Origin of the sequence: Rhizomonospora bruguierae, from assembly GCF_018397995.1 — a bacterium.
Taxonomy (GTDB): Bacteria; Actinomycetota; Actinomycetes; order Mycobacteriales; family Micromonosporaceae; genus Rhizomonospora; species Rhizomonospora bruguierae.
Map to the genome: position 1 here is coordinate 158717 of NZ_BBQH01000017.1, position 16040 is coordinate 174756.

At 73.1% G+C, this 16040-nt stretch carries 15 protein-coding genes; 14 read left to right on the plus strand and 1 reads right to left on the minus strand.

The annotated features are described in order from the left end of the window. The first annotated feature begins 104 nt into the window (after positions 1–104). The 11 genes from KJS59_RS09175 (at position 105) to KJS59_RS09225 (ending at position 11714) form a co-directional block, all read left to right on the plus strand. The gene (locus KJS59_RS09175) at positions 105–1094 is read left to right on the plus strand and encodes a LacI family DNA-binding transcriptional regulator (protein ID WP_213452045.1); all 990 of its coding nucleotides are present in this window, start codon (positions 105–107) and stop codon (positions 1092–1094) included. 72 nt (positions 1095–1166) lie between these two features. Continuing rightward, positions 1167–2378: an extracellular solute-binding protein gene (locus KJS59_RS09180; RefSeq protein ID WP_213452047.1), complete on the plus strand. Its 1212-nt coding sequence runs from the start codon at positions 1167–1169 to the stop codon at positions 2376–2378. After that, positions 2375–3442 carry an ABC transporter ATP-binding protein gene (locus tag KJS59_RS09185; protein WP_249713995.1) on the plus strand — a complete coding sequence of 356 codons (1068 nt, stop codon included), beginning with the start codon at positions 2375–2377 and terminating at the stop codon, positions 3440–3442. Before KJS59_RS09180 ends, KJS59_RS09185 begins: the two co-directional genes overlap by 4 nt. Continuing rightward, positions 3439–4317: an ABC transporter permease gene (locus tag KJS59_RS09190; protein ID WP_213452049.1), complete on the plus strand. Its 879-nt coding sequence runs from the start codon at positions 3439–3441 to the stop codon at positions 4315–4317. The genes KJS59_RS09185 and KJS59_RS09190 overlap by 4 nt, the downstream gene beginning before the upstream one ends. Beyond that, positions 4314–5192 (plus strand): ABC transporter permease, encoded by an 879-nt coding sequence (locus KJS59_RS09195; protein ID WP_213452050.1) that lies wholly within the window; start codon positions 4314–4316, stop codon positions 5190–5192. The genes KJS59_RS09190 and KJS59_RS09195 overlap by 4 nt, the downstream gene beginning before the upstream one ends. After that, positions 5189–6397: a D-mannonate dehydratase ManD gene (manD, locus tag KJS59_RS09200; protein WP_213452052.1), complete on the plus strand. Its 1209-nt coding sequence runs from the start codon at positions 5189–5191 to the stop codon at positions 6395–6397. Before KJS59_RS09195 ends, manD begins: the two co-directional genes overlap by 4 nt. Positions 6398–7037: 640 nt before the next feature. Further along, positions 7038–8237 carry an LLM class flavin-dependent oxidoreductase gene (locus KJS59_RS09205; protein WP_213452054.1) on the plus strand — a complete coding sequence of 400 codons (1200 nt, stop codon included), beginning with the start codon at positions 7038–7040 and terminating at the stop codon, positions 8235–8237. 27 nt (positions 8238–8264) lie between these two features. After that, positions 8265–9242: an aliphatic sulfonate ABC transporter substrate-binding protein gene (locus KJS59_RS09210; RefSeq protein ID WP_213452056.1), complete on the plus strand. Its 978-nt coding sequence runs from the start codon at positions 8265–8267 to the stop codon at positions 9240–9242. Continuing rightward, positions 9239–10096 carry an ABC transporter permease subunit gene (locus tag KJS59_RS09215; protein ID WP_249713996.1) on the plus strand — a complete coding sequence of 286 codons (858 nt, stop codon included), beginning with the start codon at positions 9239–9241 and terminating at the stop codon, positions 10094–10096. The genes KJS59_RS09210 and KJS59_RS09215 overlap by 4 nt, the downstream gene beginning before the upstream one ends. After that, positions 10069–10830 (plus strand): ABC transporter ATP-binding protein, encoded by a 762-nt coding sequence (locus tag KJS59_RS09220; RefSeq protein ID WP_376771142.1) that lies wholly within the window; start codon positions 10069–10071, stop codon positions 10828–10830. Before KJS59_RS09215 ends, KJS59_RS09220 begins: the two co-directional genes overlap by 28 nt. A gap of 338 nt (positions 10831–11168) precedes the next feature. Beyond that, complete coding sequence (locus KJS59_RS09225; protein ID WP_213452058.1) at positions 11169–11714, plus strand: flavin reductase family protein; 546 nt, start codon at positions 11169–11171, stop codon at positions 11712–11714. A gap of 32 nt (positions 11715–11746) precedes the next feature. On the opposite strand, the gene KJS59_RS09230 is transcribed toward KJS59_RS09225, so the two are convergent. Continuing rightward, positions 11747–12538 carry a hypothetical protein gene (locus KJS59_RS09230; protein ID WP_213452060.1) on the minus strand — a complete coding sequence of 264 codons (792 nt, stop codon included), beginning with the start codon at positions 12536–12538 and terminating at the stop codon, positions 11747–11749. 186 nt (positions 12539–12724) lie between these two features. On the opposite strand from KJS59_RS09230, the gene KJS59_RS09235 reads away from it, so the two are divergent. Genes KJS59_RS09235 through KJS59_RS09245 form a run of 3 tightly spaced genes read left to right on the plus strand, consistent with a single transcriptional unit; the run spans position 12725 to position 16025 of the window. After that, on the plus strand, positions 12725–13546 hold the full coding sequence (locus KJS59_RS09235) for a MerR family transcriptional regulator (protein WP_213452062.1): 822 nt from the start codon (positions 12725–12727) through the stop codon (positions 13544–13546). Next, entirely contained in the window at positions 13543–14445 is a 903-nt protein-coding gene (locus tag KJS59_RS09240) for an ABC transporter ATP-binding protein (RefSeq protein ID WP_213452064.1), read from the plus strand. Before KJS59_RS09235 ends, KJS59_RS09240 begins: the two co-directional genes overlap by 4 nt. Then, positions 14442–16025, plus strand: coding sequence for a hypothetical protein (locus tag KJS59_RS09245; RefSeq protein WP_213452066.1), 1584 nt, complete (start codon positions 14442–14444; stop codon positions 16023–16025). The genes KJS59_RS09240 and KJS59_RS09245 overlap by 4 nt, the downstream gene beginning before the upstream one ends. Positions 16026–16040 lie beyond the last annotated feature (15 nt).

Consider the following 16040-nt stretch of genomic DNA (forward strand, 5'->3'; position numbering starts at 1 on the left):
TGCTGGCGCCTGCCCGCGAGGTCAAGGCCGACCATGCGGAAACTCTTGACAACGTTCTGCAAAGGATTTCAGACTCATCGGCAGGCACGGACAGGAGGCCGCGGATGCCCGTCACGATCAAGGACGTCGCCCGGGCGGCCGGCGTCTCGCCGTCGACGGTCAGCCGGGCCCTGTCCACGCCGGGGCTCGTCCAGGCCGCGACCCGCGAGCGGGTGCGGCGGGCGGTGGCCGAGCTCGGCTACCACCCCAACCGGGCCGCGCGGGGACTCATCACCGGCCGGACCGGCAACATCGGGCTCATCGTCCCGGACCTGACCAACCCGTTCTTCCCCGGCGTCGTCAAGGGGGTGCAGGAGCGGGCCCGCGAGTCCGACTACTCGGTGTTCCTCGCCGACACCGACGAGCGGGCCCCCCTCGAGGCCGACCTGGTCCGCGCCCTCGGCAAGCAGGTCGACGGCATCGTGCTGTGCTCGCCGCGGATGAGCGAGGCCGAGGTGCGCTCGGTCGCGGGGGAGACGCCGATCGTCATGCTCAACCGGCGCGTCGGGCGCATCCCGGCGGTGACCATCGACAACGGCGAGGCGATCCGGCAGGCGGTCGCGCACCTCGTGGCGCTCGGTCACCACCGGCTCGGCTACGTCGCGGGGCCGCGCGTCTCGTGGTCCAACCGGGAGCGGCTGCGCGCGCTGCGGTCCACCACCGCGGCGACCGGCGTCGAGCTGCTGGAGGTCGCGACCGTCGTGCCGCAGTTCTCCGGCGGCGTGGCCGCCGCCGACCTCGTCCTCGCGGCCGGGGTCACCGCCGTCGTGGCCTACAACGACCTCGTGGCGCTCGGCCTGCTCAACCGGTTCGCCGCCCGAGGGCTGGCCATCCCCGGCGACATCAGCGTCCTCGGCTTCGACGACATCGTCTTCGCCGAGATGGTGAACCCCGCCCTGACCACCGTCGCGCAACCGAAGGAGGCGGCCGGCCGGGCCGGCGTCGAACTCCTGCTCCACCTCATGGAAGAACCCGATCGCGCCGGCACCGCCCGGCGCGACCTGACCGCCCAGCTTCTGGTCCGCGGATCCACCGGTCCACCGCGGACGGCGTGACACGCGCCGGACGCGAACACCACCACAGGGGGCGGCGACGTGCCGACGCGCCAGCCCCGGAGAGGAACCGCCATGCCCTCCACCCGCCGCGCATTCTGTACCGCAGCCGGTCTCCTGGCCCTCGGCCTGCTGGCCGGGTGCGGCGCACCCGAGAAGGCGAGCCCGGCCGGCACCAGCGGCCCCGTGCCGGACAAGCCCGGCTCGCCGGTGACGCTCAACATCCTCGACGTCGCGGGCAACCTGCAACTGACCCAGGGGATGATCGACGAGTTCGTCGCGAACAACCCGTCGATCATCAGCAAGGTCACCTACTCCAAGGCCACGGCGCCGGAGCTCGCCGGCAAGGTGAAGGCGCAGCAGGACGCCGGTCGCATCGACATCGACCTGGTCCTCACCGGCGTCGACGGCCTCGCCGCGGGCGTCGACCAGGGCCTGTGGCAGCCGCTGCTGCCCACCTACGCGGACCGGCTCCCCGGCATGCGGGAGTACCTACCCGGCGCCGCCGCGATGCAGAACCTCGCCGGCGACTTCGGCGTCACCGTCACCTACTACCCGTCGGGCCCGCTCATCGAGTACCTGCCGGACAAGGTGCCCAACCCGCCCACCACCGCGCAGGCGCTGCTGGAGTTCGCCAAGGCGAACCCGGGCGCGGTGCAGTATGCCCGGCCGTCCAACTCCGGCCCCGGGCGCACCTTCCTGATGGGCCTGCCGTACCTGCTCGGCGACAAGGACCCGAAGGACCCGGTCAACGGCTGGGAGAAGACCTGGGCCTACCTCAAGGAGCTGAACCAGTACGTCACGCTCTACCCGTCCGCGACGAGCGAGACGATGAAGAACCTCGCCAACGGCTCGGCGAAGATCATCGTGAGCACCACCGGCTGGGACATCAACCCGCGGGTGCTCGGCCAGGTGCCGAAGGAGGCGAAGATCGGCACGCTCGACGGGTTCCACTGGGTCACCGACGCGCACTACGCCGTCGTGCCCAAGGGGGTCGGCAACGACAAGCAGAGCGCGATCCTCACCCTGCTCCAGTCCATGCTCACCCCGCAGCAGCAGGCCAAGGCGTACGACAAGGGCTACTTCTACCCCGGGCCGGCGGTCAAGGGCGTCGACCTGTCGATGGCCCCGGCGGACAGCCAGCAGGCGCTCGGCGAGTACGGCCGCGCCGAGTACGAGACGCTCATCGCCGACCACCCGCTCGAGGTGCCGCTGGACGCCAAGGCGCTGGTCACCGCGTTCGACACGTGGGACCGCGAGGTGGGCGGCGCGAAGGTGAAGAAGTGACCACCGGCTTCACCGATCTGCGGCTGGAGGGCGTGACCCGGCGCTTCGCCGGGCACGACGCCCTGACCGGCCTCACCATGACGATCCGCCGCGGCGAGTTCATCGCCCTGCTCGGCCCCTCCGGCTGCGGCAAGTCCACGGCGCTGAACTGCCTGGCCGGGCTGCTGCCGCTCACCGACGGCAGCATCTGGCAGGACGAGACGCGGCTGGACACCGTCCCGCCGGAGAAGCGCGGCTTCGGCATGGTGTTCCAGAGCTACGCGCTGTTCCCGCACCTGTCGGTGCGCCGCAACATCGCCTTCGGGCTGCAGATGCGCCGCCTGCCCCGGGCCGAGATCCGGCGGCGCACGGACGAGGCGATCCGCCTGGTCCGCCTCGAGGAGCACGCGGCGAAGCTGCCCGGGCAGCTGTCCGGCGGGCAGCAGCAGCGGGTGGCGATCGCCCGGGCCGTGGTCCTCGAACCGGCGCTGGTCCTCATGGACGAGCCGCTGTCCAACCTGGACGCCAAGCTGCGGCTGGAGATGCGCACCGAGATCCGCCGCCTGCACCAGTCGCTGGGGCTGACCACCGTCTACGTGACGCACGACCAGGAGGAGGCGCTGTCGCTGGCCGACCGCCTGGTCGTGCTGCGGGCCGGGCGGGTACAGCAGATCGGCACGCCCGAGGAACTGCACACCACCCCCGCCAACCGGCACGTCGCCGACTTCATGGGTTTCCGCAACCTGCTGCCCATGCGGGTCGCCGAACTGGCCGGCGACAAGGCCGTCGTCGAGGGCGACGGGATGCGCCTGCACGGCACCGCCGTGGGCGCGCTGCGGCCGGGCGACCCCGTGGTGGCGGCCGCCCGGCCGGAGAGCCTCCGGCTGGACGCGGCCGGCGGCGTCCCGGCCACCGTGGAGGTGGTGGAGTACCAGGGCCGCGAGGCGGCCGTCGAGGTCGTCACCGCGCAGGGGGTGCGGCTGCACGCGCGCGCCGGGCAGCGGCCGGCGGTCGGTGAGCCGGTCACCGTCGGCGTCGACCCGGCCGACCTGCTGGTCTTCCCGGCGGACGAGGACGAACCATGAGCCGACCGGCCCTGACACACCGGCTGGCCGAACGCGGCATCGACCGCCAGATCCTGCTGCTCGTCCCGGCGGCCGTGTTCGTGCTGGTGCTGTTCGTCTACCCGTTCTGCTACGGCCTCGGCCTGTCCTTCCAGCCGGAGCGGGGCGGCCCGCTCGGCGCCTACCGCGCGTTCTTCACGGATCCGTACGAGCGGAACACGATCTGGACCACGCTCAAGCTGTCGCTGCCGGTGGCCCTGCTCAACGTCGGCGTGTCGGTGCCGATCGCCTACCGCATGCGGGGCCGGTTCCGCGGCAAGCGGCTGCTCACGACGCTGCTCGTCGTCCCGATCACGCTCGGCACCGTGCTCACCGCGCAGGGCCTGCTGAACTTCCTCGGCCCCGCCGGCTGGTTCAACCGCATCCTGATCGGAGCCGGGCTCACCGACGCGCCGGTGCGCTTGACGAACAACTACTGGGGCGTCTTCTTCTCCCTGCTCATCACCGGGTTCCCGTTCGCGTTCCTGCTGGTGCTGTCGTACCTGTCCGGCATCGATCCCACCCTGGAACGCGCCGCGGCGACCCTCGGCGCGAGCCGCACCCAACGGTTCCGGCGCATCACCCTGCCGCTGCTGGCCCCCGGGCTGGCGACCACCTTCTGCCTGACCTTCGTGCTGGCGTTCAGCGTCTTCCCCTCCGCCGTGCTCGTCGGCGACCCGGCGGGCGAGACCCGGGTCATCTCCATCGCCGCCTGGCACGCCGGCTACGAGCAGTACGACTACGCCAAGGCGTCCGCCATCGCGATCGTCATGGGGCTGGTCGAACTGGTCGTCATCGCCATCACGCTCGGGTGGCGTGCCACGCTGTTCACCGGCTCCACGGGAGGCAAGGGATGACCGCGCCGACGATCGCCCGAACGACCGCGACCCGCCCCCGCCCCGTCCGGGCCATCCGGGCGCGCCCGGCCGCCTGGCTCGTCTGGGGCCTGGTCATCTTCTTCTTCGTCAACCTCGCCGGTGTGATCGGGTCGGTGGTGGTCAGCTCGTTCGGGGAGCGCTGGTTCGACACCTGGCTGCCCCAGGGCTGGACCGGCCGGTGGTACGGCGAGGCCTGGCGCGACTTCGGCCTGCTGCCCGTGCTGGTCACCACCGTCGAGGTATCGCTGTCGGTCGTGGCGATCTCGGTGCTGGTCGGCGTGCCGGCCTCCTACGTGCTGGCCCGCCGGTCGTTCCCCGGCCGCCGCCTGCTCTACCTGCTGTTCCTGCTGCCGATCCTGATGCCGCCGATCACCTACGGCATCCCGCTGGCCACGGTGCTGTACAAGTACGGGTTTGCCGGGCACTTCAGCGGCGTGGTGCTGGCCAACCTGGTGCCGTCGGTGCCGTTCGTGATCCTCACCATGACCCCGTTCATCGAGCAGATCGACCCGGCCATCGAGCGGGCCGCGCGGATGTGCGGCGCCGGTACCGGCCGGATCTTCACGCGCATCCTCGCGCCGCTGCTCGTGCCCGGCATGCTCGCCGCCTCGATCCTGGTGCTGGTGCGCACCGTCGGCATGTTCGAGCTGACCTTCCTCACCGCCGGCCCCGACTCCACCACCCTCGTCGTCGCGCTCTACAACTCCATGTCGGCCGCCGGCATCCGCGCCCAGCAGTCCGTCGACGCGATGGCCGTCATCTACACCGGCACCATGCTCGTCCTGCTGGTGCTCGCGCTGCGCGTGGTGAACCCGACGCAGCTGGTTGCCCGAGTCAAGGAAGAACCGGAATGAGAATCACGGACGCCCGGGTCATCGTCACCTGCCCGGACCGCAACTTCGTCACCCTCAAGATCGTCACCGACGAGGGGGTGTACGGGCTGGGCGACGCCACGCTCAACGGGCGTGAACTCGCGGTCGCGGCGTACCTGCGCGACCACGTCGCCCCGCTGCTCATCGGCCGGGACCCGAGTCGGATCGAGGACACCTGGCAGTACCTGTACAAGGGCGCATACTGGCGGCGCGGTCCGGTGACGATGACCGCCGTCGCGGCCGTCGACACCGCGCTGTGGGACATCCTCGGCAAGGTCGCCGGCCTGCCGGTCTACCGGCTGCTCGGCGGCCGCTCGCGGGCGGGCGTGACGGTCTACGGGCACGCCAACGGCGAGTCGGTCGACGACGTGCTGACCGAGGTGGCCAGGTACGTCGAACTGGGCTACCGCGCGGTGCGGGTGCAGACCGGCGTGCCCGGGCTGGCCAGCACCTACGGGGTCAGCACCAACAAGATGTTCTACGAGCCGGCCGACGCGGCGATCCCGACCGAGAACGTCTGGTCGACCGAGCGCTACCTCGCGCACGTGCCGTCGGTGTTCGCCCGCGTCCGCGAGGAGTTCGGCCCGGCGCTGAAGCTGCTGCACGACGTGCACCACCGGCTCACCCCCATCGAGGCCGCCCGGCTCGGCAGGTCCCTGGAACCCTTCGCGCTGACCTGGATGGAGGATCCGGTCCCGGCCGAGTCGCAGGACGGCTTCCGGCTCATCCGCCAGCACACCACCACACCGATCGCGGTCGGCGAGGTGTTCAACACGGTCTGGGACTGCGAGCAGCTCATCCGGGAGCAGCTCATCGACTACATCCGCACCACCGTCGTGCACGCCGGCGGCATCAGCCACCTGCGCCGCATCTTCGACCTGGCCGCCCTGCACCACGTCCGCAGCGGCTCGCACGGCGCCACCGACCTGTCGCCGGTGTGCATGGCCGCCGCGCTGCACGTGGACATCGCCATCCCCAACTTCGGCCTCCAGGAGTACATGCGGCACACCGACGCCACCGACGCGGTCTTCCCGCACGGCTACCGCTACGCCGACGGGTACCTGCACCCGTCGGAGGAGCCCGGCCTCGGCGTGGACATCGACGAGGACCTGGCCGCCAAATACCCCTACCGGCCGGCGTCGCTGCCGGTGAACCGCCTCGAGGACGGCACGATGCACAGCTGGTGACCGGGCTCTCGGCGGGCTGCATCGCGCGACCCGACCACGCGCGCGGCCGGCGGTCCGATCGGGCGGGGTTCACGTACTCCCGCGGGCTCCTGGTTTCGCCGGTCACGGGGCCGACTCAAGATCGAACCACGGGTGGGTGGGGCGGCCGGCGAGGTGGAAATGCCGGGAAATGGGCGTGTTAGTACCAAGATCTTACCGCCCCTGCATCGGTGCCGGGATGGGCCGCGAGATCGAGCGTGCGGCCGCTATGGACGGTTGTGTTGGCTTTCCCGGCGGTTGCCGCCCCGGCGTAGCCGGTGCGGGTGCGTCGAGCGGGTGACCGCCGCCGGGCCGCCAGCCGCCCGCACGGCGCCGCCGCTGCCGGACGGCTCCGCGGCTGAGTCTGGGTTCCACTACTCGGGAGGGTGGGCGTCGGCGCTTGCCGAATAGCCTATCTAGACGGTAGGAAAGATGGGTGTTCCTTCCGGCGCGGCTGACCGGTCGACCCGGCGTCGACCCGGGTCACCGGGCCGCCATGTCCTGTCGGCGCTGACCGGACATGGCGGCCATCGCCCGCCGCCCGCCCGTCCCCGTCCCGCCCGCCGGTCGCCGCCCGCGCCGGCGGCGGTGACGAACGCCCGAGACGATCCGAGGTGACCCGATGGCTCTGACGTTCCACTGGTTCCTGCCCACCTACGGCGACAGTCGCGACATCGTCGACGGCGGCCACGGTGTCCCGGTGGGCAGCGCCGGCGGCTCCCGCCCGCCGACCGTGGCGTACCTCGGGCAGATCGCCCGCACGGCGGAGCAGCTGGGTTTCGTCGGCGCGCTGACGCCCACCGGCGCGTGGTGCGAGGACGCCTGGCTGACCACCGCCATGCTGACCGGGGTCACGGAGCGCCTGAAGTTCCTGGTGGCGTTCCGTCCCGGCCTGCTCTCGCCGACCCTGGCCGCCCAGATGGCCGCCACCTTCCAGCGGCAGTCCCAGGGTCGGCTGCTGCTCAACGTCGTCACCGGCGGGGAGGGCGCCGAGCAGCGGGCGTACGGCGACCTGCTGGACAAGGACGCCCGGTACGCGCGCACGGACGAGTTCCTGCGGGTGGTCCGCGCGCTGTGGCGGGGCGAGACGGTGACCTTCACCGGCGCGCACCTGCGGGTTGAACAGGCCCGGCTGCACCAGGTTCCCGACCCGGTGCCCCCGGTGTACTTCGGCGGCTCCTCCGCGCCCGCGCTCGCGGTCGCCGGGCGGCACGCCGACGTGTACCTGACCTGGGGCGAGCCGCCCGAGCAGGTGGCCGGGAAGCTGGCCGCCACCCGCGCCGCGTACGCCGACGCCGGGCGGGTGCCCCGCTTCGGCATCCGGCTGCACGTGATCGCCCGGGACACCGCGGCCGAGGGCTGGGCCCAGGCGCGGCGGCTGCTCGACCGGATCAGCGACGTCGACATCCGGCGCGTCCAGGAGGGACTGCGGCGCAGCGAGTCCGAGGGGCAGCGCCGGATGTTGGAGCTGCACGGGGGCAGCCGGGACCGGCTCGAGATCTCGCCCAACCTGTGGGCCGGCTTCGGGCTGGTCCGTGGCGGCGCCGGCACCGCCCTGGTCGGCAGCCACACCGAGGTGGCCGAGCGGATCGCCGAATACGCCGAGCTGGGCATCACCGAGTTCGTCCTCTCCGGACACCCGCACGTGGAGGAGGCGTACTGGTTCGGCGAGGGGGTGCTGCCGATCCTGGCCCGGCGCGGGCTCTGGCGGCACCCGGCCGGGCCGGCGGCCCCGGGTGCGACGCCGGTGCCGTTCGCCCCGGCGCGTCCCGCCCCACCGGCGTCCGTCGCGGCGCAGCCCGCCGCGGTCGGGTCCCACTGAAACAGCGACGGCGAAGGAGCAACCACGATGCGTGCCCGGTCCTGGCGATGGACCGACACCGCCCTGACTCTGGCGCTCGTCGCCGCGCTCGGCGTCACCTCCGGCTGCGCCGGCGCCGCCGGTTCCGGTTCGTCCGGCGGTGGCTCCGGTGGCGAACAGCCGCTGCGGGTGGGCTACCAGCGCTACGGCAGCGAAAGCCTGGTCAAGGCCCGCGAGGCCGGCGGCGACCTGGCGTGGTCGCTGTTCGAGAGCGGCCCGGCACTGACCGAGGCGCTGCGGGCCGGCTCCATCGACATCGGGGAGACCGGCGAGGCGCCGCCGGTGTTCGCCGCCGCCGCCCGGACCGACTTCCGGATCGTCGCCACCTCCGCCGAGGTGCCCGAGGGTGAGGCCGTGCTGGTGCACTCCGACAGCGGCTTCTCCTCCTTCGCGGATCTCAAGGGCCGCACGATCGCGCTGAACAAGGGCTCGAACGTCAACTGGTTGCTGCTGCGCCTGCTGGCGGCCAACGGCATGACGCTCGACGACGTGACCGTGCGGTACCTCAAGCCGGCCGAGGCCCGGCCGGCGTTCGACAGCCGCCAGGTCGACGCGTGGATCGTCTGGGATCCGTACTTCGCGCTGGCCGAGGGGCCCGGCGTGAAGGTGCTCGTCGACGCGACCGGGCTGGCCGGCAACCGGGAGTACATCCTGGTCTCGACGAAGGCGCTGGACACCAAGTCCGAGCAGATCAAGCGGTTCCTGACGACGCTGCGGGAGACCACCGACTGGGGCATCGCCCACCCCGACGAGCGGGCCGGCGTGCTGGCGCCGGAGTTGCGGATCCCGCTGGACGTGACGAAGCGCTCGCTGGAGCGCAGCGCGAAGCCGCTCGCCCCGGTCACCCCGGCGATCGGCGAGGAACTGCAACGCATCGCGGACGGGTTCGCCGATCTGAAGCTGATTCCCGGCCCGGTGGACATGCGGTCCCTGATCGACGACCGGTACACCGAGGTGCTGCGGTGACCGTCACCGAGGACGCGGCTCCCCGGACGGGCACGGCAGCGGGCGCGGCCCCGAAAGCGGTGGCGACGGTGCCCGTCCGGGCGCGCCGCGGTCCGCGGGTCCGTCGGTGGCGGCGCTTGGTCAGCCCGGTGGTCCTCGTGCTGGCGTGGGAACTGGTCAGCCGCGCCGGCCTCGTGTCGCCGGACAAGCTGCCCGCGCCCAGCGACGTGCTGGCCGTCGGATGGCGGCTGGCCCGGGACGGCGCGCTCGGCGCCCACCTGGCCCAGTCGCTGACCCGCGCCGTGATCGGGCTGGCGGTGGGCGGGGGCGTCGGCCTGCTCGCCGGCGCGGTGGCGGGGCTGCTGCGCCTGGGCGACGACCTGATCGACCCGCCGGTCCAGATGGCGCGCATGCTGCCCCACCTGGGGCTGCTCCCGCTGCTGCTGATCTGGCTCGGGATCGGCGAGTCGCTGAAGATCTCGCTGGTCGCGCTCGGCGCGTTCTTCCCGATCTACCTCAACACGTACGCGGGCATCCGGGACATCGACGAACGCCTGGTGGAGGCGGCGCGCACCTGCGGGCTGTCCGCGGCGGCGCGGCTGCGGCACGTCGTGCTGCCCGGCGCGCTGCCGGCGCTGTTCATCGGGCTCCGGCTGGCGTTCGCCGCGGGCTGGCTCAGCCTGGTGGTCAGCGAGCAGGTGAACGCGCAGGTGGGGATCGGCTTCATGATGATGGAGGCCCGCGAGTTCAGCCAGACCGACGTGGTCGTGCTCGGCCTGGTCGTCTACGCCCTGCTCGGGCTGGCCTCCGATCTGCTGCTGCGGGTGGCCGAACGGAGGGCGCTGGCGTGGCGACGCGGCCTACGGGCGACCTGACCGGTGCCGCCACCGCGGTGACCCCGGTCGCCGTGGTGCGCGCTGTCGGCGTGCGGCGGGCGTTCGGCCCGGTGCCGGTACTCAACGGTGTCGACCTGACGATCGCCGCGGGCGAGGTGGTGGCCCTGCTGGGGTCCAGCGGCTCCGGCAAGAGCACGCTGCTGCGCGTCCTGGCGGGGCTCGACGGCGACGCGTGCGGCGAGGTCACGGTGCCGGCCCGGTCCGCCGTGGTGTTCCAGGAGCACCGGCTGTTGCCGTGGAAACGGGTCGCCGACAACGTGGCGCTGGGCGTCGCCGGTCGGGACGTCGCCGGCCGGGTGGCCGCCGCGCTGGCCGAGGTCGGCCTGGCCGGGCGGGAACGGGCCTGGCCGGCCGAGCTGTCCGGCGGGCAGTCGCAGCGGGTGGCGGTGGCCCGGGCGCTGGTCCGCCAGCCCGAACTGCTGCTGCTGGACGAGCCGTTCGGCGCGCTGGACGCGCTCACCCGGCTGCGGATGCAGGCGCTGTTCCAGCGGCTGCGCGCCGAGCACCGGTTCGCCGCCCTGCTGGTCACGCACGACGTGGACGAGGCCCTGCTGCTGGCCGACCGGGTGCTGCTGTTGGACGGTGGCGTGCTCGTCGAGGACGTGCCGATCACCGTGGCGCATCCCCGTACCACCGACGCGCCCGGGTTCGGCCCGCTGCGCCGCCGGCTGCTCGCCCTGCTCGGCGTACCGGCCGGCCCCGACGCGCAGTGAGCGAACCGTTGGCCGGTCACGCGGGCGCGTCGGCGGCTCAGTCCACTGTGGTCCACAGCCGTGCCGGCGGCGTGAACTGATCGGTGCCGACCACGGGCCGGGGGGCACAGTAACCGCCGGGCGCGGGAGACGGCCGGGTGTCCCAAGCCGTGAAATCCTACTTGTCCTATAGGAAATACGGCGCCAGGATGTAGGCATATCAAGAGAGAGCGGCCCGCTCGACGGCACCGTGATCGCGGTGTCGCGGGGCTGCTGTCGCGGGTGGGCGACCGCGCGCGACCGCGTCCCGCTTGAGCCGGGTCGAGACGCTCAGGCCCGTCCACGAGGAGGCGAGAGCCATGACCGTGACCCTCGAACCGAGCGGCCCCGTCGAGCCGGAGGCGCTGCGCGCGCTGCTGCGCCAGCAGGCGGCCGCGGTGAGCGTCGTGACCGCCGCGGGCCGCCCGCCGGTGGGCTTCACCGCGACGTCCTTCACGTCCGTGTCGCTGCGCCCGCCGCTGGTCTCCTTCTGCGTCGCCCACTCGGCGTCCACCTGGCCGGGCGTCGCCGAGGCGGCCCACGTCGGGGTCCACCTGCTCACCCGCGGCCAGCAGCGGGTCGCCGGCATCTTCGCCACCAGCGGCATCGACCGGTTCGCCAGCCACTCCGGCTGGAGCCCCGGGCCGCACGGGGTGCCGGTCCTGCACGACGTGCTGGCCTGGCTGGTCTGCCGGGTCGTCCGGCGGATCACCGCCGGCGACCACGACATCGTCCTGGCCGAGCCGGTGGCGGCGAACCAGACCGGCGACGGCGAGCCGCTGCTGTACCACCGGGGCCGCTACACCGCGCTGCGCACCGACGCCGCACCCCGGCCGCCGTCGGGGTGGAGCGGCGAGCGCGGTTAACGGCGCCGAACGCGGCAGGTGCGCCGGGTCGGTCAGACCTTGGTCAGTTCGCCGGCGGTCCGCGGGGAGCGGGGCACGTTGCGCAGCCCGAGCAGGGCGCGCAGGTCCCGCCCCTTGAGGAGCCAGGAGATGCCGAACGCCCACACCGAGACGACCTCGCCGACGTAGAGCGGCGTCAGTTCCCAGACGGTCAGGTCGACGATGAAGCCCAGGACGGCCCAGGCGATCGCGGCGATGATCGCCCAGCCGCAGATCTGCTGCACCAGAGCCATCCCCGGGTTGATCCCGAACCTCTTTTCCCGGTACCCGAACAGGAACGCGATGGCGGCGAGGCTGAGCATGAAGACCGCGGCGCAGGTGAAGTGGATGACCGCGGTGGTGGTCTCGCCCAGCGCCTGCTGCATCGGTGCGCACCCGGCCGGCACCGGTTGACCGCCGCAGGGCGGGGCGCCGGACGCCAGACCGGGGCGGCGGGTCGGGAAGAAGGCGACCCCGACGACGGCGATCCCGGCGACGAGGCTCAGCCAGAAGTCCCAGGTCCTCGTCTGCGCCGACATGTAGGTCATCAACAGGAAGCCGATGACGCAGAGCCCGGCGACGAAGAGGTCCCGCATCGGCGTGTGGTAGTACGCGCTGATCGAGCCGCGGATCTGGACGCTGCCGCGCAGGTAGAACGCCTCGCCGACGATGAACGCGATCGGCAGCAGGATGCCGAGGAAGCCGACCACGGTCCGGGTGATCAGGTAGGACAGCACGTAGAGGACCGCGGGGTCGCTGCGGTCGTCGAGGCGCTGCGGCTGGCGGAAGGTGCCGGGGGTGGGCATGAACGGCACGGTCCGCTGCCGGCGCCATCCGCGCAAGACCCCGCACCGCGGCGGGTGAACCGGCGCTGCTCGCGCGCTGTCCGGCCCACCAGCGAGGGCTACCGGGCGTCAGGCGGTGACCGCCCCGGTTCGCAGAGACCGGGCTCGATTTGACTGTGACGTAACGTCACACCTGAGACTTGTCCCATGCGCATCAAGGAGCTGGCGGCCCTCACCGGCTCCACGGTCCGAACCATCCGGTACTACCACCAGATCGGGCTGCTGCCGGTGCCCGGGCGGCGGGACGGCGCCCGCGACTACGACATGTCGCACCTGGCCCGGCTGGTCCGGGTGCGGTGGCTCGCCCAGGCGGGCATCCCGCTGGCGACGATCGCCACCGTCCTCGACGACCAGCCCGGCATCGACCCGCCCGGCCAGGGAGCGAGTCGGGAGTCCGTCCTGGCCGACCTGCGGGCGAGCGTCGTCGCGGTCGACGAGCAACTCGCCGAGCTACGCGGGCAGCGGGAACGCATCACGGGCCTGATCGCCGCGGTCGAGGCCGGCGGCGGCCTGTCCCCGATGCCGCCGGTCGTCGCCCGGTTCTACGACGAGATGGAGGCGCGCGCCGGCGACGGGAAGGCGCGCCGCCTGATCCGCCGCGAGCGCGACTTCATGGAGGTGGCCTTCTACCGGGGTGAGATGCCGCCCGAGTCGGCGCTGCTCTACCAGGGGCTCACCGAGGCCGCGATGGCCCGCAGTCTCGACCAGTTCCGGGCGATCGCCGACCGCGCGGAGCAGGTCCACCTGCTCGACGACCGGGAGATCGCTCAGATCGCCGACGGCGTGGTCGAGCGGATCACCCGGCACCTGGGGCCCGACCTGCCCCGGCTGATGAAGGCGGTCGACCTCGACCTCGCCCGCCGGGCGGCCGACCTCTACCTCGGGCTCGCCGACCCGCGCCACCGCCGGATCGACCGCGCCATCGCCGATGCCCTGCTGACCGCCATCGAGAAAGGCCAAGTCCAATGACCGAACCCGCCGTCGACATCGAGGGGCTGGTGAAACGGTTCGGCGCCTTCGCCGCCGTGGACGGCCTCGACCTCAGCGTCGCGCCGGGCACCGTGCACGGCTTCCTGGGGCCCAACGGCGCGGGCAAGTCGACGACGATCCGGGTCCTGCTCGGCCTGTACCGCGCGACCGCCGGCCGGGTCCGCGTGCTCGGACTGGACCCGGCCACACACGCCGCCGAGGCGACGAGGCGGATCTCGTACGTTCCGGGCGAGGTCCGGCTCTGGTCCACCCTGACCGGGCAGGAGGTGCTCGACGCGCTGGCCGCCCTGCGCGGCCGCCGGAACGCGGCGGCGGAGCAGCGCCTGGTCAACGACTTCGCGCTGGACACCCGGCGGCGGGTGGGGACGTACTCCAAGGGCAACCGGCAGAAGGTCGCGCTGATCGCCGCGTTCGCGGCGCCCACCGACCTGCTCGTGCTGGACGAGCCGACCTCCGGCCTCGACCCGCTCATGGAGGAGCTGTTCCAGCGCTGCGTGCGCGAGGCGGCCGCGGCCGGGCGCACCGTGCTGCTGTCCAGCCACATCCTCGCCGAGGTCGAGAAGCTCTGCGAGACGGTGACCATCATCAAGGACGGGCGGCTGGTGGAGTCCGGACGCCTGGCCGACATGCGCTACCTGGCCGCCTCGACCATCACCGCACGCCCGCCGGGCGGGCAGGCCGACGCCGTCACCGACCGGTTGCGCAGCCTGGGGGTGGAGGTCGAGCGCGACGGCGCGCGGCTGCGCCTCAGCGTGCCCCGCCCGCTGGTGCCCGCCGTCCTCGGCGTGCTGTCCGATGTGGAATCAGACGACATCACCTGCACCCCCGCCAAGCTGGAGGACCTCTTCCTGCGGCACTACGCGGTGGCCGCCCGATGAGCCTCACCCGCCTGCTGGTCCGCCGCCACCGGATGACGCTCGGCGCGTGGCTGCTGATGCTGATCGGCCTCTGCGCCGGTACCGTCCCGTCGTACCAGAACACATACGACACCGAGCAGCAGCGCCGCGGCGTCGTCGAGCTGGCGCAGAACAACCCGGCCACCACCCTGCTGTACGGGCGGCTGCCCGACCCGGGCACGCCCGCGCAGATGTTCGCCTGGGAACTGGGGGCCATCGTCACCATCCTGGCGGCCGTCATGGCCGTGCTGCTCACCGTCTCGGTGACCCGGGCGGCCGAGGACGACGGCACCCTCGAACTGCTGCGCGGCTGCGGCGTCGCACCCCGGCGGCCGCTGCGCAGCGCGCTGGCCCTGCTGGCCGGCCTGGCCGTCGTCCTCGCGCTCGGCTGCGGCGCCGCCGTCGGCCTGGCGACCGGGCACGTCGACGCGGTGACCTGGGCCGGGGCGATGGCCTTCGGCACCACGATCGGGCTGACCTTCCTGCTGGTCAGCGCCCTCACGGCGGTCCTGGCCCAGATCGCGGCCACCGGCGGGCAGGCGCGGGCGCTCGGCTTCGTCGCGGTCGGTGCCGCGTTCGCGCTGCGGGCCTTCGGCGACGTCAAGCGGGTCGACCCGCTCGCCTGGTCCAGCCCGCTCGGCCTGCGCGCCGCCATCGAACCGTTCACCGCCGACCGGTGGTGGGCGTCCGCGCCCGCCCTGCTGGTCGCGGTCGCCCTGGCCGTCCTGGCCGAGGTGCTGTCCGGCCGGCGGGAGTTCGGCGCCGGTCTCGTCACCCGGCGTGCCGCCCGCGACAGCCGCCTGCGCCTGCGCACCCCGGTCGGGCTCGCGGCCCGGCTCGGCCGCTCGTCGCTGCTGGCCTGGACGGTCGGGGTCGCCGCGATCGGAACCCTCTTCTCGACGATGGGCTCCGCCGCCGTCAAGCAGAGCCGCTCCGGGGACCTCGGCGGCTTCCTCGAGTCACAGCTCGGCACCGGCGACCCCGCGGCCGCGTACCTCGCCTACAGCGACACCGTCATCGGGATCGTCGTCTGCGCGTACGCGGTGCTGTCGGTGTTGGCCAGCCGGCGCTCCGAGGTCGACGGCGTGACCGATCTCGTGCTGGCGACCGGTGTGCGCCGCTGGCTGCCGCTGGCCGCCCAGGTTCTCGTCACCGCGGCCGTCAGCGCGGCCGTCCTGGTGGCGACCGGGGCGCTCGGCGCGCTGATCACGCCCGTGGCCATCGAGGGAGACGACATCGCCGCCCGGGCCTTCGCGTACGCGGTCGGCCAGTGGCCCGCCGCCGTCGCGACCGCCGGTTGCGCCGCGCTGCTGATCGGCATCAGCCCGCGCCTGGCGCCCCTGGCCTGGCTGCCGCTGGGCGCGAGCGCCCTGCTGGCCCTGCTCGGCAACCTGCTCGACGTCCCGCAACGGGTCCAGGATCTCGGATTCTTCCGGCACATGCCGGACGTCGCGGGCCCCGATCCCCGGTTCGGCGCCCCGCTCGTCCTCATCGGACTGGGCGTCGCGCTCTCCCTGGCCGGCATCGTCGCCACCACCCGGCGCGACATCGCCACCGGGTGACCGCCGCGCGACTTG

Coding starts and splice junctions, on each gene's coding strand:
- KJS59_RS09175 (WP_213452045.1), top strand. CDS start 105: ATGCCCGTCACGATCAAGGACGTCGCCCGGGCGGCCGGCGTCTCGCCG.
- KJS59_RS09180 (WP_213452047.1), top strand. CDS start 1,167: ATGCCCTCCACCCGCCGCGCATTCTGTACCGCAGCCGGTCTCCTGGCC.
- KJS59_RS09190 (WP_213452049.1), top strand. CDS start 3,439: ATGAGCCGACCGGCCCTGACACACCGGCTGGCCGAACGCGGCATCGAC.
- KJS59_RS09195 (WP_213452050.1), top strand. CDS start 4,314: ATGACCGCGCCGACGATCGCCCGAACGACCGCGACCCGCCCCCGCCCC.
- manD (WP_213452052.1), top strand. CDS start 5,189: ATGAGAATCACGGACGCCCGGGTCATCGTCACCTGCCCGGACCGCAAC.
- KJS59_RS09205 (WP_213452054.1), top strand. CDS start 7,038: ATGGCTCTGACGTTCCACTGGTTCCTGCCCACCTACGGCGACAGTCGC.
- KJS59_RS09210 (WP_213452056.1), top strand. CDS start 8,265: ATGCGTGCCCGGTCCTGGCGATGGACCGACACCGCCCTGACTCTGGCG.
- KJS59_RS09225 (WP_213452058.1), top strand. CDS start 11,169: ATGACCGTGACCCTCGAACCGAGCGGCCCCGTCGAGCCGGAGGCGCTG.
- KJS59_RS09230 (WP_213452060.1), bottom strand. CDS start 12,538: ATGCCCACCCCCGGCACCTTCCGCCAGCCGCAGCGCCTCGACGACCGC.
- KJS59_RS09235 (WP_213452062.1), top strand. CDS start 12,725: ATGCGCATCAAGGAGCTGGCGGCCCTCACCGGCTCCACGGTCCGAACC.
- KJS59_RS09240 (WP_213452064.1), top strand. CDS start 13,543: ATGACCGAACCCGCCGTCGACATCGAGGGGCTGGTGAAACGGTTCGGC.
- KJS59_RS09245 (WP_213452066.1), top strand. CDS start 14,442: ATGAGCCTCACCCGCCTGCTGGTCCGCCGCCACCGGATGACGCTCGGC.